We start from the raw sequence: 22,561 nt of genomic DNA on the forward strand, positions 1-22,561 counted from the left end.
TGCTGGCTTGCTACAGCGGTGGAGTGCGGAATGCGTGAGTTTGAAACCGAATCGAATCGGGCGTCCGGGTTCGCGGAGCGGCTGACCGAACTGCCCTCCGGTGACCGCTCGGCATTCCTGGCCGACGTCGTCCACGACGCCACCCGGGCCGCGCTGCTGGCGGCGCGCCCGGACGTCCCGGCGGTGCTCGACCCCGAAAAGGCGTTCTCCGACCACGGGTTCGACTCGCTGGCCGCGGTGGAGCTGCACGCTCGGCTCACCGAGGCCACCGGGCTCGACCTGCCGGTCACCCTGGCCTTCGACCACCCGACGCCGGTCGCCGTCGCGCGCTTCCTGCACGCGGCGGTGTTCGGTGCGGAGGTCATCCACAGTGGACTCGCGAACACGAGCGACCCGGACGAGCCGGTCGCGATCGTCGGCATCGGCTGCCGCTACCCGGGCGGGGCCGCCTCGCCCGAGGACCTCTGGCGGCTCGTCGCCGAAGAGGTGCACACCATCACCGGGTTCCCGACCGACCGCGGCTGGGACCTCGACGGCCTCTACGACCCCGACCCGGACCGCCCGGGCAGCAGCTACGTCACCTCCGGTGGCTTCCTGCCCGACGCGGGCGAGTTCGACGCGGGCTTCTTCGGCATCGCCCCGCGCGAGGCGTCGGCGATGGACCCGCAGCAGCGGCTCGTCCTCGAGACGGCGTGGGAAGCACTGGAGCGCGCCAAGATCGACCCGACGACGCTGCGCGGCACGCCCGCCGGCGTCTTCATCGGCGCCGAGGCCCAGGAGTACGGCCCGCGCCTGCACGAGGCCCCGGACGGCCTCGACGGATACATGCTCACCGGCAACGCGCCCAGCGTCGTCTCGGGCCGCGTCGCCTACGCGCTCGGCCTCGAAGGCCCGACGCTGACCGTCGACACCGCGTGCTCCGGCTCGCTCGTCGCGCTGCACCTCGCCGTGCAGGCCCTGCGCCGCGGCGAAACCCCGCTCGCGCTCGCCGGCGGTGTCGCCGTCATGGGCGGGCCCGGCACGTTCACCGCGTTCAGCCGCCAGCGCGGCCTCGCCGAGGACGGCCGCTGCAAGGCCTTCGCCGCGGCCGCCGACGGCACCGGGTTCGCCGAGGGCGTCGGTGTCCTGGTGCTGGAACGGCTGTCCGACGCCGTCGCGAACGGGCACACCGTGCTCGCGATCGTCCGCGGCACCGCCATCAACTCCGACGGCGCGTCCAACGGCCTCACCGCCCCCAACGGCCCGTCGCAGCAGCGCGTCATCCACCGCGCTCTCGCCGACGCACGCCTGGAAGCGTCCGAAGTGGACGCTGTCGAGGCGCACGGCACCGGCACCCGGCTCGGCGACCCGATCGAGGCGCAGGCGCTGCTCGCCACCTACGGCCAGAGCCGCGAAACCCCGCTGCTGCTCGGCTCGATCAAGTCCAACATCGGCCACACCCAGGCCGCGGCCGGCGTGGCCGGCGTGATCAAGATGGTCGAGGCGATCCGCCGCGGCCGCCTGCCGAAGACCCTGCACGTCGACGCGCCGACCCCGCACGTCGACTGGACCGCGGGCGCGGTCGAGCTGCTGACCGAGGCCCGCGAGTGGCCCGCGGTCGAGCGTCCGCGCCGCGCCGGTGTCTCGTCGTTCGGCGTCAGCGGCACCAACGCGCATGTCATCATCGAGCAGGCGCCCGAGACCGCCGACGAGACGGTCGACACCCGGCCGCTGCCCGTCGTGCCGCTGCTCGTCTCGGCCCGCAGCGAGGAAGCCCTGCGGGCGCAGGCCGAAAAGCTGGTGTCCGCGGTGGAGTCCGCTGATCTCACCGAGGTCGGTTTCTCCCTCGCCGGCACGCGTGCCGCGCACGACCACCGCGCCGTCGTCGTCGCCGAGAGCACCGAGGACGCCGTCCGCGGCCTGCGCGCACTCGCCGCGGGGGAGCCGGACAGCGCCGTCGTCACCGGCGAACGCACGCCGGGCAAGCTCGCCATGCTGTTCACCGGCCAGGGCTCGCAGCGCCTCGCCATGGGCAAGGAGCTGTACCTCGCCCACCCGGTCTTCGCCGAGGTCTTCGACGAGGCCATCGACCACCTCGACGTCCAGATGGACCGCCCGCTGCGGGACGTCCTCTTCGGCGACGACGCCGAGGAGCTGAACGGCACCCAGTACGCGCAGTGCACGCTGTTCGCGATCGAGGTCGCGCTGGCGCGGCTGCTGGAGTCCTGGGGCGTCAGGCCGGCCGTCCTGCTCGGCCACTCGATCGGCGAGCTGGCCGCCGCGCACATCGCCGGTGTCTGGTCGCTGGAGGACGCCTGCCTGGTCGTCGCCGCGCGTGGGCGGCTCATGCAGGCCCTGCCCGAGGGCGGGGCGATGGTCGCCATCGCCGCGACCGAGGACGAGGTCGGCCCGCTGCTCACGGACGGCGTGAGCATCGCCGCGATCAACGGGCCCACGTCGGTCGTCGTCTCCGGCGAGCGCGCCGAGGTCGAGGCCGTCGCCGAGGTGTTCCGCCTGCAGGGCCGCAAGACGAGCGAGCTGCGCGTGTCGCACGCGTTCCACTCGCCGCTGATGGAGCCGATGCTCGCCGGGTTCCGGGAGGTCCTGGAGGTCGTCGACTACGCGCCGCCGTCGATCCCCCTCGTCTCGAACGTCACCGGCCGCCTGGCCACCGCCGAGGAGCTGTGCTCGCCCGGCTACTGGCTCTACCACGTGCGACGGCCGGTCCGGTTCGCCGACGGCGTCGCCGCGCTCGCCGCGGCCGGCGTCACCACCGCCCTCGAGGTCGGCCCGGACGCCGTCCTGGCGGCGATGGCCGCCACCGGCCCGCACGGCCGCGACATCGCGTTCGTGCCCGCGCAGCGCCGCGGCCACGCCGAGGTCCCGGCGCTCGCCGGCGCGCTCGGCCGGCTGCACACACGGGGCGTGGCCGTCGGCTGGACCGCGTTCTTCGGCCCGGCCAACGCCGTCGACCTGCCGACGTACGCCTTCCAGCGCAAGCACTTCTGGCTCACCGCGCGCGGCGCCACCGACTTCGGCCAGCTCGCCTCCGGCCACCCGCTGCTGGCCGCCGAGATCGGCCTGGCCGACCACGACGGCCTGGTTCTGACCGGCCGCATCGGCCTGCGGTCGCACCCGTGGCTCGCCGACCACACCATCGCCGGCACGGCTCTGCTGCCCGGCACCGCGTTCGTCGAGATGGCCCTGCACGCCGCCGGGCGCGCGGGCTGCGACGTCGTCGACGAGCTGACCCTGCAGGCGCCGCTCGCCGTGCCCGAAGGCGCCGGCGCCGAGGTGCAGGCCGTGGTCGGCCCGGTCGAGGACGGGCGCCGCACCATCGAGTTCTACTCGCGGACCACGCACGACGTCGCCTGGACCCGCCACGCCGTCGGCGTGCTGGCCGAGGCTCCGGCCGCGGAGCCCGCGCCGATCACCGAGTGGCCCCCGTCCGGCGCCGAGGTCGTCGCCACGCACGAGCTGTACGAAGAGCTGGCCGCGCAGGGTTACGGTTACGGCTCGCTGTTCCAGGGCCTGCGGACCGCGTGGAAGCGCGACGACGTCGTGTACGCCGAGGTCGCCCTGCCCACGCGGGACGACTCCTTCGGCATCCACCCCGCGCTGCTCGACGCCGTCCTGCACGCCACCGACTTCGCCCCGGGCGAGGCCCGGGAGGCCGACGAGATCCGCCTGCCGTTCGCGTGGACCGGCGTGCGGCTGCACGCCTCCGGCGCGGCCGAGGTCCGGGTGCGGATCACCTCGCCCGCCACCGGCGGTGTCTCCCTCGAGGTCACCGACCCGGCGGGGACGCCGGTGCTGTCGGTCGAGTCGTTCCGCTCCCGCCCGGTCAGCGGCGCCGACCTGGGCCCGCGGGCCCAGGACCTGCTGCACACCGTCGAATGGACGCCGGTCGCGATCGCCGACGGGGACATCGCCGTCACCGAGGTCACCGACCTGGCCCAGCTGACCGAGGTGCCGGACACGATCGTCGTGCCGGTCGCCGCGAAGGGCCGGAGCGTCCCGGCGGCGGCCAAGCAAGCCGCCCACCGCGTGCTCGCCGTCCTCCAGGCGTTCGTCGCCGACGAGCGCTTCGCCGCGGCCAAGCTCGTGCTCCGGACTCCCGGCTCGCTCGCCGACTCCGTCGTGCGCGGGCTGGTGCGCTCGGCGCAGGCCGAGCAGCCGGGCCGGATCGTCCTGATCGAGGGCGACACCACCGCCGCGACGCTGGCCACCGCGCTCGCGTCCGGCGAGCCGGAGCTGCGCGTCGACGGTGACCGGGTGCTGGCCCCACGGCTCGTCCGCCTGCACACCGACGCACCGGCCTGGCAGCCCGACGGCACCGTGCTGATCACCGGCGGCACCGGCGGCCTCGGCGCGCAGGTCGCGCGGCACCTCGTCACCACCCACGGCGTCCGGCACCTGGTGCTGCTCAGCCGCCGCGGAAGCGACGCCCCGGGCGCCGCCGAGCTGGTCGCGGAGCTGGCGGAAACCGCGACGGTGCAGGTCATCGCCTGTGACGTCACGAAGAAGCGGTCGCTGTCGGCCGCGCTGAAGAAGATCGAGCAGCCGCTGACCGCCGTCGTCCACACCGCCGGTGTGCTCGACGACGCCCTGATCGGCTCGCTCACCGACGAGCGCCTCGACGCCGTCCTCGGCCCCAAGGTCGACGCCGCGTGGGCGCTGCACGAGCTGACTTCGGACCTGGCCGCGTTCGTCCTGTTCTCCTCCTCGGCCGGCCTGGTCGACGGCGTGGGCCAGGCCAACTACGCCGCGGGCAACACCTTCCTCGACGCGCTCGCCGAGCACCGCCGCGAGCAGGGCCTCCCCGCGACGTCGCTGGCCTGGGGCCTGTGGACCGACGACGGCGCCGCGCTCGGCATGAGCGCCGGACTGTCCGAAAAGGACCTGAGCCGGATCGGCCGGCTGGGTCTCGCCCCGCTGACCGCGGCCGAAAGCCTGGCCGCGCTGGACGCCGCGATCGCCTCGGACACGGCCACCGTCGTGCCCACCCGCGTCGACCGCGTCGCCCTCGGGGCCCGCGACGACATCCCGGCCCTGCTGCGCGGCCTGGCCCCGGCCGGACGCCGTCGGGTCGCCGCCGCGGCCGCCGGGGAGCTGACGCCGGAGCGGCAGTTCGCCGAGCGGTTCGTCTCCCTGTCCGAGGCCGACCGCGACCGCGCGGTGCTCGACCTGGTGCGCACCCACGTGGCGGCCGTGCTCGGCCACGACGGCCCGTCGGCGATCAGCCCGTCCCGCCCGTTCGGCGAGATCGGCTTCGACTCGCTCGCCGCGGTGGAGCTGCGCAACATCCTCGACTCCGTCACCGGCCTGCGGCTGCCCGCGACGCTCGTCTTCGACCACCCGACCCCGCGGGCGCTGGCCGGGTACCTCGTGACGCGCATCGCCGGGCTGGCCCCGGTCAAGGCGATCGCGCCGGTGACCACGGCCGACCCCGAGGAGCCGATCGCCATCGTCGGCATCGCCTGCCGCTACCCCGGCGGCGTCGCGACGCCGGAGGACCTGTGGCGGCTCGTCTCGGGCGGCGAAGAAGCGCTGACGCCGTTCCCGGCCGACCGCGGCTGGAACGTCGACGCCCTCTACGACCCCGAGCCCGGCAAGCCCGGCCACTCCTACGTCAAGCACGGCGCGTTCCTGCACGACGCCGCCGAGTTCGACGCGGACTTCTTCGAGATCAGCCCGCGCGAGGCGGCCGCGATGGACCCGCAGCAGCGGCTGCTGCTGGAAGTGTCCTGGGAGGCGTTCGAGCGGGCCGGCATCGACCCGGTTTCGTTGCGCGGCAGCGCGACCGGCGTGTTCGCCGGCGTCATGTACCACGACTGGGGCACCCGCCTCGGCACGGTGTCCGACGACATCGCGGGCTACCTCGGCAACGGCAGCCTCGCCAGCGTCGTCTCCGGCCGCGTCTCGTACGCGCTCGGTCTCGAGGGCCCGACGGTCACCGTCGACACGGCGTGCTCGTCGTCGCTGGTCGCCCTGCACTGGGCGGTCCAGGCGCTGCGCCGCGGCGAGTGCACGCTCGCCCTGGCCGGCGGTGTCACCGTGATGTCCACTCCGGACACGTTCGTCGACTTCAGTCGCCAGCGCGGCCTGTCCGCCGACGGCCGCTGCCGCTCGTTCGCCGACGCGGCCGACGGCACCGGCTGGGGCGAGGGCGCGGGCATGCTGCTCGTCGAGCGGCTCTCCGACGCCAAGCGCAACGGGCACCCGGTGCTCGCGCTGCTCAAGGGCTCCGCGGTCAACCACGACGGCGCGTCCAACGGCCTCACCGCCCCGAACGGTCCCTCGCAGCAGCGCGTGATCACGAAGGCACTGGCCGACGCGGGCCTGAATCCGTCCGAAGTGGACGCCGTCGAAGGCCACGGCACCGGCACCACGCTGGGCGACCCGATCGAGGCCCAGGCCCTGCTGGCCACCTACGGCCAGGACCGCGCCGAGGACCAGCCCCTGTGGCTCGGTTCGATCAAGTCCAACATCGGCCACACCCAGGCCGCCGCGGGCGTCGCGGGCATCATCAAGATGGTCATGGCGCTGCGCAACGAGCAGCTGCCGCAGACCCTGCACGTCGACCTTCCGTCCACTGTGGTCGACTGGGACACCGGTGCGGTGCGGCTGCTCACCGAGGCGCGCGACTGGTCGCCCAACGGCCACCCGCGCCGGGCCGCCGTCTCGTCGTTCGGCATCAGCGGGACCAACGCCCACGTCATCATCGAGCAGGCCCCGGCCGACGCCGTCACCACCGTCTTTCGGGGGTTCCGGGTGGCGGAGCCCCCGGCCCGGGGCGAAGCCCCGGTTGGCACCGAGCAGCCGGCCGAGCCGCAGCCCGAAGCCGTCGTCCCCGTCGCGCTCTCCGGCCGCACCCCGGCCGCCGTGCGCGGCCAGGCCGCCCGGCTGCGGGAGTACGTCGCCGACCACGCGGACGTCACCGTCGCCGAGCTGGCCCGGTCGCTGAACTCGACCCGGGCGGCCCTGGAACAGCGGGCCGTGGTGATCGCCGGGACCCCGGCCGAGCTGGCCGACGGCCTGGACGCGCTGGCGACCGGCGAGCCCGGCACCGACGTCGTCACCGGCACCGCCGGCGAGGGCAAGCTGGCGTTCCTGTTCTCCGGTCAGGGCGCCCAGCGCGTCGGCATGGGCCAGGCGCTGCACGCCACCTACCCGGTGTTCGCCGAAGCCTTCGACGCCGTCTGCGCCGCGATCGACCCGCTGCTCGACCTGCCGCTGCGCGACGTCGTCTTCGACACGACCGCGCTGGCGAACCGCGGCCTGCTCGACCAGACGCAGTACACGCAGACCGCGCTGTTCGCCGTCGAGGTTTCGCTGTTCCGGCTCGCCGAGGCGTGGGGGATCGTCCCCGACGCCTTGGCCGGGCACTCCATCGGTGAGCTGGCCGCGGCGCACGTCGCCGGGGTGCTCTCCCTCGAGGACGCGGCGAAGCTGGTCGCGGCTCGCGGACGCCTGATGGGTTCCCTGAGCGAGCCGCCGGGTGCGATGGTTTCCCTGGCCACGACCGAAGAGGCCGCGCGGGAGCTGCTGCGCGGGCACGAGGACGAGGTCAGCATCGCCGCCGTCAACGGCCCCGAGTCGGTCGTCGTCTCCGGCGTCGCCGAGGTCGTCGCGCGGATCGAGCGGGCGGCCACGGTCGCCGACATCCGGACGCGCCGGCTGCGCGTGAGCCACGCGTTCCACTCGCCGCTGATGGCCCCGATGCTCGACGAGTTCCGCGAGATCGCCGCCGGGCTGACGTTCCACGCGCCGGAGATCCCGATCTTCTCCACGGTTTCGCCCGGCGCGGACCTGACTTCGCCGGAGTACTGGGTCACCCATGTCCGCGAAGCCGTGCGCTTCGGGGACGCGATCACGGCCCTGGAGGCCGACGGCGTCGAGACGTTCCTCGAGCTGGGCCCCGACAGCGTGCTCTCGGCGCTCGGCCCGCAGAGCGTGGCGAACCCGGACGCGGTCGCGTTCGTGCCCTTCGGCCGCCGCGACCGGGACGAGGTCCGCACCGCGCTGGCCGCGCTCGGCCGCCTGCAGACCCGGGGTGCCGCCCGGCTGGACCGCGTGCTCGGTGACGGCCCGATCCGGCTCGACCTGCCGACGTACGCTTTCCAGCACAAGCGTTTCTGGCTCGACGCGACGCCGTCCGGCGACGTGACGGCGGTAGGCCAGCAGCCGCTGCCGCACCCCATGCTGGGCGCGGTCGTCCCGCTGTCCGGCTCGGACACGACGGTGCTCACCGGCCGGCTGTCCGCCGGGTCGGTGCCGTGGGTGGCGGACCACGTCGTCAAGGGCGCGATCCTGGTGCCCGGCACCGGGTTCGTCGAGCTGGCCATCGCGGCCGGCGACCAGGTCGGCCACTCGACGGTCGAAGAGCTGACGCTGCAGGCGCCGCTCGTCCTGCCGCCGGACGGCGCCGTCGCGCTCCAGGTCGTGGTCGGTCCCGCCGACGGCGACCGCCGCCCGGTCACCGTGTTCTCCCGCCCGACCGACGGCGACGAGTGGACCCAGCACGCGCTCGGCACGCTGTCCGCGGCGCCGCGGCCCGAGCCCGCCGGGCTCACCGAATGGCCGCCGGCGGGCGCGAACCGCATCGAGGTCGAAGGCGCGTACGACCTGCTCAGCGAGCGTGGGTACGGCTACGGCCCGTCCTTCCAGGGGCTCACGGCCGCCTGGAAGCGGGGCAACGAAGTCTTCGCCGAGGTCGCGCTGCCGGAACCGGCGGCGTCGACGGCGAGCCTCTACGGCCTGCACCCGGCGCTGCTCGACATCGCGATGCACGCCGACCTGCTCGGCGACCCGGGCGGCGCGACGCTGCTGCCGTTCGTCTGGAACGGCGTCACGCTGCACGCCGCCGGTGCTTCGGTGCTGCGGGTGCGGATCGAGCGGCTGAACGGCGACGAGGTGTCGGCCATCGAGGTGGCCGACAGCGAGGGCCGCCCGGTCGCGACCATCGACTCGCTCGTCTCACGCCCGGTCCGCCGGGAGCTGACGGCGTCGGCCGCCGAGACCGACGGCTCGCTGCTGAAGATCGCCTGGCAGCCCGTTTCCGTGCCGCAGTCCGACGCCGCGGTGGTCGCCATCGGCCGCGGCCGCATCGGGGTGGCCGCCACCTACGCCGGGTTCGCCGACCTCGTCGCGGCCATCGACCGCGGCGAGCCGGTACCGGCCCTGATCACGGTGACCGTGCCGGGCGCCGAATGGGATGTCCCGGCGGCGGCCCGCGAGAACACCGCGTGGCTGCTCGCCGAACTGCAGGCCTGGCTGGCCGACGCCCGGTTCGGGATCACCAAGCTGGCCGTGGTCACGCAGGACGCGGTGCCCGCCGGTGAGTCCACTGTGGACGTCACGCAGGGGCTGCTGTGGGGCCTGGCGCGCGGGGCACAGGCCGAGCACCCCGGGCGCGTGTTCGTGGTCGACGCCGATTCCGGCACGGCGGCCGCCTCGATCGCGGCGGTCATCGCCTCCGGGGAACCGGAGGCCGCGATCCGCGCCGGCGCTACGCTCGTGCCTCGCTACGCCAAGACGGTCGTGAGTGAGAAACAGGGTTCTAACCCTGTTTCTCACTCACGACCCTGGGGCGACGGCGCGGTGCTGATCACCGGTGGGACCGGCGGGCTCGGCAGCCTGCTGGCCCGCTACCTGGTGGCCGAGCACGGCGTCACCGACCTGGTGCTCACGAGCCGTCGCGGGCTCGGCGCGCCGGGGGCCCGGCAGCTGGTCGAAGACCTGAAGGACCTGGGGGCCCGGGTGCGGGTCGCCGCGTGCGACGTCACCGAGCGCGCCCAGGTCGAGAGCCTGCTCGGGGCGATCGACGGCCTGACCGCCGTGGTGCACGCGGCGGGCACGGCCGACAGCGGCGTCTTCGACTCGCTGACCCCGGAACGGCTCGACTCGGTCCTGCGGGCCAAGGTCGACGCCGCCTGGCACCTGCACGAGCTGACCCAGGACCTGGCCGCGTTCGTCCTGTTCTCGTCGGCCGGTGGCCAGGTGCTGCCCGCGGGCCAGGCGAACTACGCCGCGGCCAACGCGTTCCTCGACGGACTCGCCGCCCACCGGCGGGCTTCGGGCCTCCCGGCGACGGCGCTGGCCTGGGGTCTCTGGGCCGAGAACACCGGCCTCGGCGGCGAGCTGGCCGAGGCGGACCTCGCCCGGATGGCGCGGCTCGGCCTCCCCGCGGTCACCGCGGAGCAGGGGCTCGCGCTGTTCGACGCGGCGACCGCCACCGAGGACGCCGTGATCGCCCCGCTGCGGGTCGACGTCGCGGCGCTGCGGGCCCGGACCGACGACCTGCCCGCGTTGCTGCGCGGGTTCGTCCCGCCGAAGGCCCGCCGGACCGCCAAGGCGGCGAAGGCGGCCGACAACGCACTGGCCGCCGAGCTGGCCGGGCTGGCCGACAACGAGCGTGACCGCGTGCTGCTGGACATCGTCCGCACGCAGGTGGCCACCGTGCTCGGCTACGCGGACAAGTCCGAAGTGGACGGCACCCGCGCGTTCAAGGAGCTGGGCTTCGACTCGCTCGCCGCGGTCGAGCTGCGCAACCTGCTCGGCACCGCGACCGGCCTGACCCTGCCGGCGACGCTGATCTTCGACCACCCGACCGCCAAGGCGGTGGCGGACTTCGTCAAGGGCAAGCTGCTCGGCGCCGTCGCCAAGGTCCCGGCCACGACGACCCGGACGAACGCGTCGATGCAGGAGCCGATCGCGATCGTCGGCATGGCCTGCCGGTACCCCGGCGGCGTCCGGTCGCCGGAGGACCTCTGGCAGCTGCTGGTCGACGAAGTCGACGCCGTGTCGGAGTTCCCGACCAACCGCGGCTGGGACATCGAGAGCATCTACGACCCCGAGCGCGGCAAGCGCGGCAAGACCTACGCCCGCGAAGGCGGCTTCCTCCACGAGGGCACCCTGTTCGACCCGGCGTTCTTCGGTATCGGCCCGCGCGAGGCGCTGGCCATGGACCCGCAGCAGCGGCTCCTGCTGGAGACGGCGTGGGAGGCCATCGAGCGGGCCGGCATCGACCCGACCGCGCTGCGCGGCAGCATGACCGGCGTCTTCACCGGCGCGATGTACGACGACTACGGCAGCCGCGTCCCCGGCGCGCCCCTCGACGTCGCCGCCTACATTCCCAACGGCAGCTCGGGCGCGGTCGTCTCCGGCCGCATCTCCTACCTGCTGGGGCTGGAAGGCCCGTGCATGACGGTCGACACCGCATGCTCGTCCTCGCTGGTCACGCTGCACCTCGCGGTGCAGGCGCTGCGGGCGGGGGAGTGCGGGCTGGCGCTCGCCGGCGGTGTCACGCTGCTCTCGCAGCCGGATCTGTTCGTCGACTCCAGCCGTCAGGGTGTGCTTTCGCCCAACGGCCGGTCGAAGTCGTTCTCCGCGGCGTCCGACGGCGTCGGCTGGGCCGAGGGCGCGGGCCTGCTCCTGCTGGAGCGGCTGTCCGATGCCCAGCGCAACGGGCACGAGGTCCTCGCCGTGGTCCGCTCCAGCGCCGTCAACCAGGACGGCGCGTCCAACGGCCTCACCGCGCCGAACGGGCCGTCGCAGGAACGCGTGATCCACGCGGCCCTCGCGGCGGGCGGGCTCACGCCGTCCGAAGTGGACGCCGTCGAAGCCCACGGTTCGGGCACGAAGCTGGGTGACCCGATCGAGGCGCAGGCACTGCTGGCCACCTACGGCCAGGACCGTCCGGACGGGCGGCCGCTGTACCTGGGCTCGGTGAAGTCCAACATCGGCCACGCGCAGGCTTCCGGTGGCGCGGCGGGCGTGATCAAGGTCGTCCAGGCGATGCGGCACAACACGCTGCCGAAGTCGCTGCACATCGACGCTCCGTCGCCGGTCGTCGACTGGACCACGGGCGACATCGAGCTGCTGACCGAGGCCCGGCCGTGGCTGCCCAACGGGCGTCCGCGCCGAGCCGGTGTCTCGTCGTTCGGCATCAGCGGGACCAACGCGCACATCATCATCGAAGAGGCGCCTCCGTCCACTGTGGAACGTCCGCGCCGGACGGCGCCGGTGTTGCCGTCGGTGCCGTTGCCGATCGCCGGGACCACGGCCGCGGCCCTCGCCGGCCAGGCCGCCCGGATGGCCGCGTGGATCCGGTCGAACCCCGAGCTGGACCTCACCGACGTCGGCTACTCGCTCGCCACCGGGCGGGCCGCGCTCGACCACCGCTCGGTGGTCCTGGCGGCGACCCGTGACGCCGCTTTGAAGGCGCTCGACGGCCTCGCCACCGGCGGGACCCCGGCGGGCACGGTGACCGGCACGACCAGCGCGGCCGACCTGACCGCGTTCCTGTTCACCGGCCAGGGCGCCCAGCAGCCGGGCATGGGCCGCGAGCTGTACGAGGCCTTCCCGGTCTTCGCCGGAACCTTCGACGAAGCGTGCGGCCTGTTCGACACCGAGGTCCCGCTGAAGCAGGTCATCTGGGCCGAGAAGGGGTCCGAGGACGGCGAACTGCTGAACAAGACCGCGTACACGCAGTGCGCGCTGTTCGCGATCGAGGTCGCGCTCTACCGCCTGGTCGAGTCGTGGGGCCTCACGCCGGACTACGTCGCCGGGCACTCGATCGGCGAGCTGGCCGCGGCGCACGTCGCCGGGGTGCTTTCCCTGGCCGACGCCTGTGCCCTGGTCGCCGCCCGCGGCCGGCTGATGCAGGCGCTGCCGGCCGGGGGCGCCATGGCGGCCATCGCGGCCACCGAGGACGAGGTGCGCGCCGCGCTCCCGGCCGACGTGGACGTCGCGGCGGTCAACGGCCCGCGTTCGGTGGTCGTCTCCGGGCCCGAGGCCGCGGTGAAGGCGGCGATGGCGGCCTTCAAGAACGCCGGACGGCGGACGAAGCAGCTGGTCGTCTCGCACGCCTTCCACTCCTCGCTGATGGAGCCGATGCTGGCCGACTTCGCCGTGGTGGCGGAGAAGCTGACGTACTCGGCGCCGGGTATCCCGGTCGTCTCCAACGTGACCGGCCGGATCGCCACCGCCGAGCAGCTCTGCTCGCCGGAGTACTGGGTGAACCACGTGCGGGAAGCCGTGCGGTTCGCCGACGGCGTCGGCACGCTGCTCGCCGCCGGGGTGACCCGGTTCGTCGAGCTGGGCCCGGACGCGGTGCTGACCGGCATGGCCCGCGAATGCGACACCTCGGCCGCCGACCGGCCCGACCGCGTCGTGGGCGTGCCCGCGCTGCGCCGGGGCCGCGACGAGGTCCCGACGCTGTTCACCGCGCTGGCCACGCTGTACTCGCGGGGTGCGAAGCCCGACTGGGCCGCGGTGTTCGCCGGCCGCGGTGCGTCCACTGTGGACCTGCCGACGTACGCCTTCCAGAACAAGGAGTACTGGCTCAACGCGACGAACCGGGCCGGCGACGTCGGCTCGCTCGGTGCCAAGGCCGCCGGGCACCCGCTGCTCGGCGCGCTGGTGGAGCTGCCCGACGGCGGCGCGGTCCTCACCGGTCGGCTCGCCGTCGACCGGCAGACCTGGCTGGCCGACCACGTGGTGCTGGGCCGGACGATGCTGCCCGGCACCGCGTACGTCGAGCTGGCCCTGCACGCCGGCGACCAGGTCGGCTGCGACGTCCTGGAGGAGCTGACCCAGCAGGCCCCGCTGCTGCTGCCCGAGGAGGGCGGCGTCGACATCCGCGTCGTCGTCGGCGCACCCGGCGCGGACGGCCGTCGCGAGCTGTCGGTGCACTCCCGTACCGAAGACGTGTGGACGCAGCACGCGGCGGGCACGCTCGCCACGGGTGCGCGGCCGGCGGAGTTCGACCTCTCGGTGTGGCCGCCGGAGAACGCCGAAGCCGTCGACCTCGCCGGCCTCTACGACGACCTGGCCGGGCTCGGTTTCGGCTACGGCCCGGTGTTCCGGAACCTGCGTGCGGTGTGGCTGCGTGACGGCGAAGTCTTCGCCGAGGTGGCGCTGCCCGAGGGCACCGATTCCAGGGAGTTCGGGCTGCACCCGGGTCTGCTGGACTCGGCGCTGGGTGCGACGGACTTCCTCGTCCCCGGCGGCCCGAAGGCGTTGACCGAGACGACGATCCCGTTCGCCTGGAACCAGGTCTCGCTGCACGCTTCCGGTGCCACGACGCTGCGGGTGCGGGTCCGTAAGGAAGGGAAGGACGCTTCGCTCGCCTTGGCCGACGCGACCGGTTCGCCGGTCGCCTGGATCGAGTCGCTGGTGACGCGGCCGGTGTCGGAGGGCCAGCTGGGCGCGAAGGTGCCCGACTCGCTCTACCGGATCGACTGGCAGCCCGCGGCCGGTGTCCGCCTGGTCAAGTCCCTCGAGGGCTGGGCCGTGCTCGGCGCCGACGACCTCGGCCTGGGCGTGCCGACGCACGACGAGCCGGTGGCGGCCGACGTGCTGGTCCTGCCGGTCGTGTCCGGCGCCGGGGACGTGCCGTCGCAGGTCCACGCGACCGTCCGGAAGACGTTGGCGCAGCTGCAGACCTGGCTCGGCGGTTCGTCCGACGGCAAGCTCCTGGTCGTCACGCGCAACGCCGTGGCGGACCGCCCGGACCTCGCACAGGCACCGGTCTGGGGACTGGTGCGGGCGGCGCAGGCGGAGAACCCCGGCCGGATCCAGGTCGTCGACGTCGACGACCTGTCCCAGTCGATGCGGGCGCTCCCCGCGGTGGTCGCCTCCGGTGAGCCGGAAGCGACCGTCCGGGTCGGCGAGGTCCGCGTGCCGCGGCTGGCCAAGGTCACCACGGTCGGCGACCCGGTCGAGTGGGACGCCGACGGCACGGTGCTCATCACCGGCGGCGCCGGCCTGCTCGGCGGCCACCTGGCCCGGCACCTCGCGGCTCGCGGCGCCCGGAAGCTGGTCCTGACCAGCCGCCGGGGCCTGGACGCGCCGGGTGCTCGTGAACTGGTCGACGAGCTGGGCGCTTCGGTGACCGTCGCGGCCTGCGACGTCACGAACCGGGACGAGCTGGCGACCCTGATCGGGTCGCTGCCCGACCTCACCGCCGTGGTCCACGCGGCCGGGCAGATGGACAGCGCGGTGCTGAACGCGCTCACGCCGTCGCAGATCGAGAACGTCCTGCGGCCCAAGGTGGACGCCGCCTGGCACCTGCACGAGCTGACCGCGTCGCTGGACCTCAAGGCGTTCGTCCTCTACTCCTCGGCGGGCGGCCTGCTGCTCGCCGCCGGGCAGGCGAACTACGCCGCGGGCAACGTCTTCCTCGACGCGCTGGCCGAGCACCGCGCGGCGCTGGGCCTCCCGGCGACCGCGCTGGCCTGGGGTCCGTGGGAAGGCAGCGGGGACGCGGTCGACCTGACGCACATCGCCCGGTCCGGGGTCGCGGAGCTGGCCGTCACCGACGGTCTCGCGCTCTTCGACGCCGCGCTCGCGGCCGGCGAACCGGCCCTGGTGCCGGTGAAGCTCGCCGACCTGCGTGAGGCCGACCGGATCGCGCCGCTCCTGCGAGGCCTGGTCACGGCCACTCCGCGACGCGCCGCCGCGGCGGCGGGCAGTGTGACGGCGGCACCCGAAGCCGGGTTCGCCGAGAAGCTGACCGGGATGTCGGCCGACGAGCGGGAAGCGGCGCTGCTGCAGCTGGTCTGCGAGCACGCGGCGGCCGTCCTCGGCTACGACGACGCGTCGGCGGTCGGCGTCGAGAAGGGCTTCACCGACCTGGGCATCGACTCGCTGGCCGCGCTGGAACTGCGCAACCGGCTCGGGGCGGCCTGCGGGCTGCGCCTGCCGGCCACGCTGATCTTCGACTACCCGAGCCCGCTGCCGCTGACCCGCTTCCTGCTCGGCGAGCTGCTGCCCGAACTGGGCGAGCCGGTCGAAGAGGTCGCCGAGGCCAACGGAACCGACGAAGTGGCCGCCATCGCCGGGATGGACCTGGCCGACCTGGTCAAGTCCGCGATGGCGGGCACCCAGACCGATGGAGGGGACTCGAAGTGACTCAGGCGCCGTCCACCGAGCAGATCGTCGCCGCGCTGCGCCAGTCCATGATGGACAACGAGCGGCTCAAGGCGGACAACCAGAAGCTCACCGCGGCGATGAGCGAGCCGATCGCCATCATCGGGATGGGCTGCCGGTACCCCGGTGGCGTCACCACGCCGTCGGAGCTCTGGGACCTCGTCGCGGGCGGCACCGACGCCATCGGCGAGTTCCCGGACGACCGGGGCTGGGACACCGCGGCGATCTTCGACCCCGCCGGCCGGCCCGGGACGACGTACTCGAAGGAGGGCGGCTTCCTCCTCGAAGCCGCCGACTTCGAGCCGGAGTTCTTCGGGATCTCGCCGCGCGAAGCCAAGACGCTCGACCCGCAGCAGCGGATCGTGCTGGAGACGGCGTGGGAGGCCGTGGAACGCGCGGGCATCGTGCCGTCGACGTTGCGCGGCAGCAAGACCGGCGTCTTCGCCGGCGTGATGTACCACGACTACGGCGCCGGGAGCAGCGACGGCAGTCTCATCTCCGGCCGCATCTCCTACACCCTCGGCCTCGAAGGCCCGTCGGTGTCGGTGGACACGGCGTGCTCGTCGTCGCTGGTCGCCCTGCACTGGGCGGCGCAGGCACTGCGCCGCGGCGAGTGCTCGCTGGCGCTGGCCGGCGGCGTGACCGTGATGGTGACGCCGGACATGTTCGTCTACTTCAGCGAGCAGCAGGGCCTCGCCCCGGACGGCCGCTGCAAGGCGTTCGGCAGCGGCGCCGACGGCGTCGGCTGCTCCGAGGGTGCCGGGATGCTGTTGCTGGAGAAGCTTTCCGATGCGCGCCGCAACGGCCACCAAGTGCTGGCCGTGCTGCGCGGCAGCGCGGTGAACTCCGACGGCGCGTCCAGCGGCATCACCGTGCCGAACGGGCCCGCGCAGCAGCGGGTGATCCGCGCGGCGCTGGCCGACGGCGGGCTCGAACTGTCCGATGTGGACGCCGTCGAAGCGCACGGCACCGGCACCAAGCTGGGTGACCCGATCGAGGCACAGGCGCTGATCTCGACCTACGGCAAGGCGGCGACGCCCGAGCGGCCGCTGCACGTCGGGTCGTTCAAGTCGAACGTCGGCCACACGCAGGCGGCCGCCGGCGTCGGCGGCGTCATCAAGATGGTGGAAGCGCTGCGGCGCGGGGTCCTCCCGCGCACGCTGCACGCCGAGGAGCCGTCACCGCACGTCGAGTGGACGGACACGGTCTCGCTGCTCAGCGCGGAACTGCCGTGGCCGGAGACCGGGCGGCCGCGCCGCGCCGGGGTGTCGTCGTTCGGCATCAGCGGGACCAACGCCCACGTGATCGTGGAGCAAGGTGACCCCGTGGCTCTTTCGTCGTCGGACGAAGGGCCGGTGACCTGGCTGCTGTCCGCCAACGACCCGGACGCCCTGCGGGCCCAGGCCGGCAAGCTCGCCTCTTCCGCCGGCGACGCGTCCACTGTGGACGTCGGATACTCGCTGGTCACCACCCGCACCCTCGCCGAGCACCGCGCCGGGGTCGTGGCCGCCGACCGGGCGGGTGCTCTGCGCGCCCTCACCGAGTACGCGGCCGGACGTCCGGCCGGGGTCGTCGAGGGCGTGGCCGGGCCGGGGCGCACGGCGTTCCTGTTCACCGGCCAGGGCGCGCAGCGGGCCGGGATGGGCCTGGAGCTGGCGGCCGCGTTCCCGGCGTTCTCCGAGGTCTTCGACCTGGTGGCCGCCGAGCTGGACAAGCACCTGGACGTTCCCCTCAAGACCGTGCTCGGCTCCGACGACACCGGGTACACGCAGCCCGCGTTGTTCGCCGTCGAGGTCGCGGTGTTCCGCCTGCTCGAGTCGTGGGGCGTCCAGCCGGACTACCTGCTCGGGCACTCGATCGGCGAGCTGGCCGCGGCGCACGTCGCCGGCGTGCTCTCGCTCGAGGACGCGTGCACGCTGGTGACCGCCCGGGCGCGATTGATGCAGGCTTTGCCGACGGGCGGTGCGATGGTCGCCGTGGCGGCGGCCGAAGCCGACGTCGTGCCGCTGCTGACCGAGGGCGTGTCGATCGCCGCCGTCAACGGGCCGTCGTCGGTGGTGCTCTCCGGCGACGAGGACGCGGTGCTCGCCCTGGCTTCGAACTTCTCGAAGACGACGCGGCTGAAGGTGTCGCACGCGTTCCACTCGGCGCTGATGGAGCCGATGCTGGCCGACTTCGCCTTCATCGCCCGGAACCTGACCTACCGCACGCCGGAGATCCCGATCGTCTCGACGGTTTCGCCGGACGCCGACCTGACCTCGCCGGAGTACTGGGTGAGCCAGGTGCGCGACGCGGTCCGGTTCGCCGACGGGATCCGCACGCTGCTCGACGCCGGCGTCACGACGTTCGTCGAGGTCGGGCCGTCGGCGGTGCTCACCGCGATGGGCCGGACGTGCCTGGGCGCGGACGACTCGGCGACGTTCGTCCCGGTGCTGCGCAAGGACCGGCCCGAAGCCGAGTCGGCGGCCGCCGCGGTCGCGGCGCTCTTCGTGACCGGGTCCACTGTGGACTTCTCGGCGTTCTACGCCGGTGGCTCGGTGGTGGAGCTGCCGACGTACGCCTTCCAGCGCAAGCGTTACTGGCTGGAGAACCCGACCGGCGCCCGCGTCCGCGGCGTCGCCGAGATCGGGCAGCGCGACGCGGAGCACCCGCTGCTGGGTGCCGTCGTCGTCGCGGCCGACTCGGGCGGGGCCGTCTTGACCGGCCGGCTTTCGGCGCGGACGCAGCCGTGGCTCGCCGACCACGTCGTGCAGGGCTCGCTGGTGTTCCCCGGGACGGCGTTCGTCGAGCTGGCGGTCCGCGCGGGCGATGAGGTCGGCTGCGGGCGGCTCGACGAGCTGACCCTGGCCGCGCCGCTGATCCTGCCGCCGGACGGGGCCGTCCGGCTGCAGGTCGTCGTCGGTGCTCTCGAAGCAGAGCAGCGCTCTCTTGGCATCTTCTCGCAGGCCGAGGACTCTTCCGAGTGGGTCCAGCACGGCACCGGACGCCTGTCTTCCGCGGTCCCGGCTCCCGCCGCGGTGACCGAGTGGCCGCCCGCGGGGGCGACCGAGATCGACGTGACCTCCCGCTACGACGACCTCGCCGCCCAAGGCTTCGACTACGGGCCGGTGTTCGCCGGGCTGCGTCGCGTGTGGCAGGACGGCGACACGCTGGCCGCTGAAGTCGCGCTGCCGGAGGACGCGGACGCGTCGGCGTTCGGCCTGCACCCGGCGCTGCTCGACGCCGCGCTGCACACGATCGGCCTGGCCGGGCCGACGGAGGACAAGCCGGTGCTGCCGTTCGCGTGGTCGGGTGTGTCGCTGCACGCCGCCGGCGCGGCCGAACTGCGGGTCTTGATCTCTTCGGACGTCGAGAACACCGTGTCGCTGACCGCGACGGACGCCACCGGCGCGCCGGTGCTCAGCGTCGAATCGCTGTCGCTGCGCCCGATCGCGGCTGACGCGTTCCGCGCCGCGCGCTCGGCGGTGGACGACTCGCTCTTCCGCGTCGAGTGGCAGCCGTTCGCGGGTGACGCCGTCTCGGGTGTCTCGTCCGCGGTGCTCGGCACCGGCTTCGGACTGCCGGGTAAGTCCTATGTGGACCTTCCCGAGCTGATTTCCGCCGGGGTAGCGCCGGATGTCGTGTTCGCGCCGTTCGAGGCGCCCGTCTCGGCTTCGCCGGTCGCGGCCCGGGAGGCGACGCATCGGTTGCTGGCGCTGGCCCAGGCTTGGGTCGCCGAAGAGACTTTGGCGTCGTCCCGGCTGGTCGTGGTCGCGTCCAGGGCGATCGGGACGCGTCCCGAGGAGGGCGTCGACGATCTGACGCACGCCGCGCTGTGGGGCGTGATCCGGACCGCTCAGCTGGAGTATCCGGACCGATTCATGGTCGTGGACGTCGACGGTGGTGACCTGCCCCTCGACGCGGTGCTCGGGGCGATGTACGCCGACGAGCCGGGTGTCGCGGTGCGGGACGGTGCGGTGCTGGTGCACCGGCTGGCGAAGTACGTCCCTTCGGCGGAACCGGCCCGCCTCGATCCTGCCGGAACCGTGCTGGTCACGGGCGGTACCGGCGTGCTGGGGCAGCTGATCGCGCGGCACCTGGTGACCGAGCACGGCGTCAAGAGCCTGCTGCTCACGAGCCGTCGTGGTGCTTCGGCACCGGGAGCCTCGGAGCTGGTTTCGTCACTGACCGAGCTGGGGGCCGAGGTTTCGCTCGCGGCCTGCGATCTCGCCGATCGGGACGCGGTGGCCGGGCTGCTCACGGGTGTCGACTTGTCGGCGGTCGTGCACACGGCGGGCGTCGTCGACGACGGCGTGCTGCTCGCGCTGACGCCGGAGCGGATGGACGCGGTGCTGCGGCCGAAGGTCGACGCGGCGTGGAACCTGCACGCGCTGACCGCGTCGCTGGACATCCCGTTCGTCCTGTACTCGTCCGCGGGCGGCACGCTCGGCGCGGCGGGCCAGGCGAACTACTCGGCGGCGAACGTCTTCCTGGACGCGCTGGCCCACCACCGCGCGGCCACCGGACGGCACGCGGTGTCGCTGGCGTGGGGGCTGTGGTCCGAGGGCGGCATGTCGGGCGAGCTGGCCGACACCGACCTGATCCGGATGGCCCGCTCGGGCGTGCTGGGCTTGTCGTTCGCGGACGGGCTTTCGCTGTTCGACGCGACGTTCGGGACCGAGCAGCCGTCGCTGGTGCCGGTCCGGCTGGACATGTCCGGGGTGCGTGCCGACGCGCACAGCGTCCCGGCGATGCTGAGGGGTCTGGTCCGCGGCGGTGTCCGTCGCCGGGCCGAGGTGGTCGACGACTCGTGGGCCCGGGTGGTGGCGCTGCCGGTGGCGGAGCGCGGACGTGCGTTGCTGGACCTGGTGTGCGGCACGGCGGCGGTGGTACTGGGCCACGAGCGTCGTGACGCGATCGACCCGCGCAAGGGCTTCATCGAGCTGGGTTTCGACTCCCTGACGGCGATCGAGCTGCGCAACCGCCTGGAGTCCCTGACGGGACAACGCCTCCCGGCCACGCTGATCTTCGACCACCCGTCGGCCGGCGCGCTTGCTTCGTTCCTCGGCGACGGGCTGGCCGAACCGCCGTCCGCGGTGGAGGTCCGGCTGAGCGACCTGGAGACCGAGCTGCGCGCGCTGGACTCCGCCGGGCGGGCGTCGGTCGTGGGCCGCCTTCGCGAGCTGGTGGCGACGTTCTCCCCGGCCGACCGGGAACTCGAGGAGGCCGGCGCGGACGAGTTGTTCGCGATGCTGGACGAGGAACTGGAGTCGCAGGGCTGAGTCTCCCGGCCGCCTCCCCCGGCCGGGATCAGGGACCGCTTCCGCCAACGGCGTCGGAGGCGGTCCCTTTCGTTGTGCGTGCCGTGCCGGTCGCCGGAACCGGGAGGTCCGTGAGCACAGCAAAAAGGCGGTGTACGGCGACCCGAGCCGTGCACCGCCTCTTCTCAAGCCCGTCACACCTCGGCGAGCAGCCCCAGGGAGCACAGGGAACCCGCCAGCAGCATCATGTCGTACCGCGTCTCCTCGACGTCGGTCTCCCACAGCGCCGCCAGCACCGCGCTGGCGCGGTCCACGTCTCCGTTGTGCTGCTTCAGGGCGATCCACATCGCCGCCGCCACGGGCTCGCACTCGACCTGGCGGCTCGTGTTGCGGCAGCTCAGCCGGAGGTGGCCGTTGGGGAGCATCCGCTGGGTGACGCCGGGAACGGTCTGGATCGCCATCATGACTACCTCCGAGGGGCGGGTCGTTTTCTCGATGTACCAAGTTTCGCGGACCGGGCCCTCCCGGACCATGGGGTCCGCACCTGAACTCCGCCTGGGGTTTCCTCACCCCACCCCCTAGGGGATCCAGTCACCCAGCCGGGCCTTGACACTGGCCAGGACGCCCGCCAGCTGCGCGTTCAGGTAGAAGTGCCCACCGGGGAACACCTCCACGACGCACTCGCCGGTCGTGTGGGCGCGCCAGGCGTCCGCCTCGGCGATCTCCGTCACCGGGTCGTCGTCGCCCACCAGCACGTGGATCGGGCACTCCAGCTCACGTCCCGGGCGGTGCCGGTACGTCTCCACCGCCGTGTAGTCGCCGCGGATCGCCGGCAGCACCATGCGCAGCAGCTCGTCGTCGCCCAGCACGGCGCTGTCGGTGCCGCTGAGCTCCCGGATGGCCGCGATCAGGCCGTCGTCGTCGCGCTGGTGGACGTACTCGATCCGCTGGGCGGACGGCGCCCGGCAGGCGGACGCGAACAGGCCCAGCGGCCGCGCGCCCCGCGCTTCGAGACGGCGGGCGACCTCGTAGCCGAGCGTCGCGCCCATGCTGTGGCCGAAGAGCGCCACGGGCCGGTCGAACCACGGGCCGAGGTCGTCGGCGATCGCGTCGGCCATGGCGTCGACGTCGTCGTAACAAGCTTCGCCGAGGCGGTCCTGACGGCCGGGGTACTGGACGGCGACGATGTCGGCGTCCAGCCCGGCTCCGGCGGCCGCGCGCGAGAACGGGAAGTACGCCGTCGCGGACCCACCCGCGTGCGGCAGGCAGACCAGCCGCACGGCGGCGTCGTCGGCCACGTGGAAGCGCCGGATCCACCGGCTCGTTCTTTCGTTCAGGGCTGTCACAGTTTCCGAAGTGTTCGGGGCTTTCCCCGCTCTGGCAACCCCTACCGAAACTGTGTGCGA

Annotated in this window: 4 protein-coding genes; 2 read left to right on the forward strand and 2 right to left on the reverse strand. The window is 73.7% G+C overall.

Annotated elements, in window-relative coordinates:
• Positions 1-30: 30 nt before the first annotated feature.
• Both AA23TX_RS22010 and AA23TX_RS22015 read left to right on the forward strand, forming a co-directional pair.
• Positions 31-15,897, forward strand: a complete 15,867-nt coding sequence (locus AA23TX_RS22010) for a type I polyketide synthase (protein WP_196425475.1) — start codon at positions 31-33, stop codon at positions 15,895-15,897.
• Positions 15,894-21,176, forward strand: coding sequence for a type I polyketide synthase (locus AA23TX_RS22015; protein ID WP_196425476.1), 5,283 nt, complete (start codon positions 15,894-15,896; stop codon positions 21,174-21,176). The genes AA23TX_RS22010 and AA23TX_RS22015 overlap by 4 nt, the downstream gene beginning before the upstream one ends.
• A gap of 173 nt (positions 21,177-21,349) precedes the next feature.
• Here the strand turns inward: AA23TX_RS22015 and AA23TX_RS22020 are convergent, their stop codons facing one another.
• Complete coding sequence (locus tag AA23TX_RS22020) at positions 21,350-21,616, reverse strand: hypothetical protein (RefSeq protein ID WP_230862656.1); 267 nt, start codon at positions 21,614-21,616, stop codon at positions 21,350-21,352.
• Between the two features lie 117 nt (positions 21,617-21,733).
• A complete protein-coding gene (locus AA23TX_RS22025) occupies positions 21,734-22,501 on the reverse strand; it encodes a thioesterase II family protein (protein ID WP_338422508.1) in 768 nt (255 codons plus the stop codon).
• Positions 22,502-22,561: the final 60 nt, after the last annotated feature.

It is taken from the genome of Amycolatopsis camponoti (assembly GCF_902497555.1).
Taxonomy (GTDB): domain Bacteria; phylum Actinomycetota; class Actinomycetes; order Mycobacteriales; family Pseudonocardiaceae; genus Amycolatopsis; species Amycolatopsis camponoti.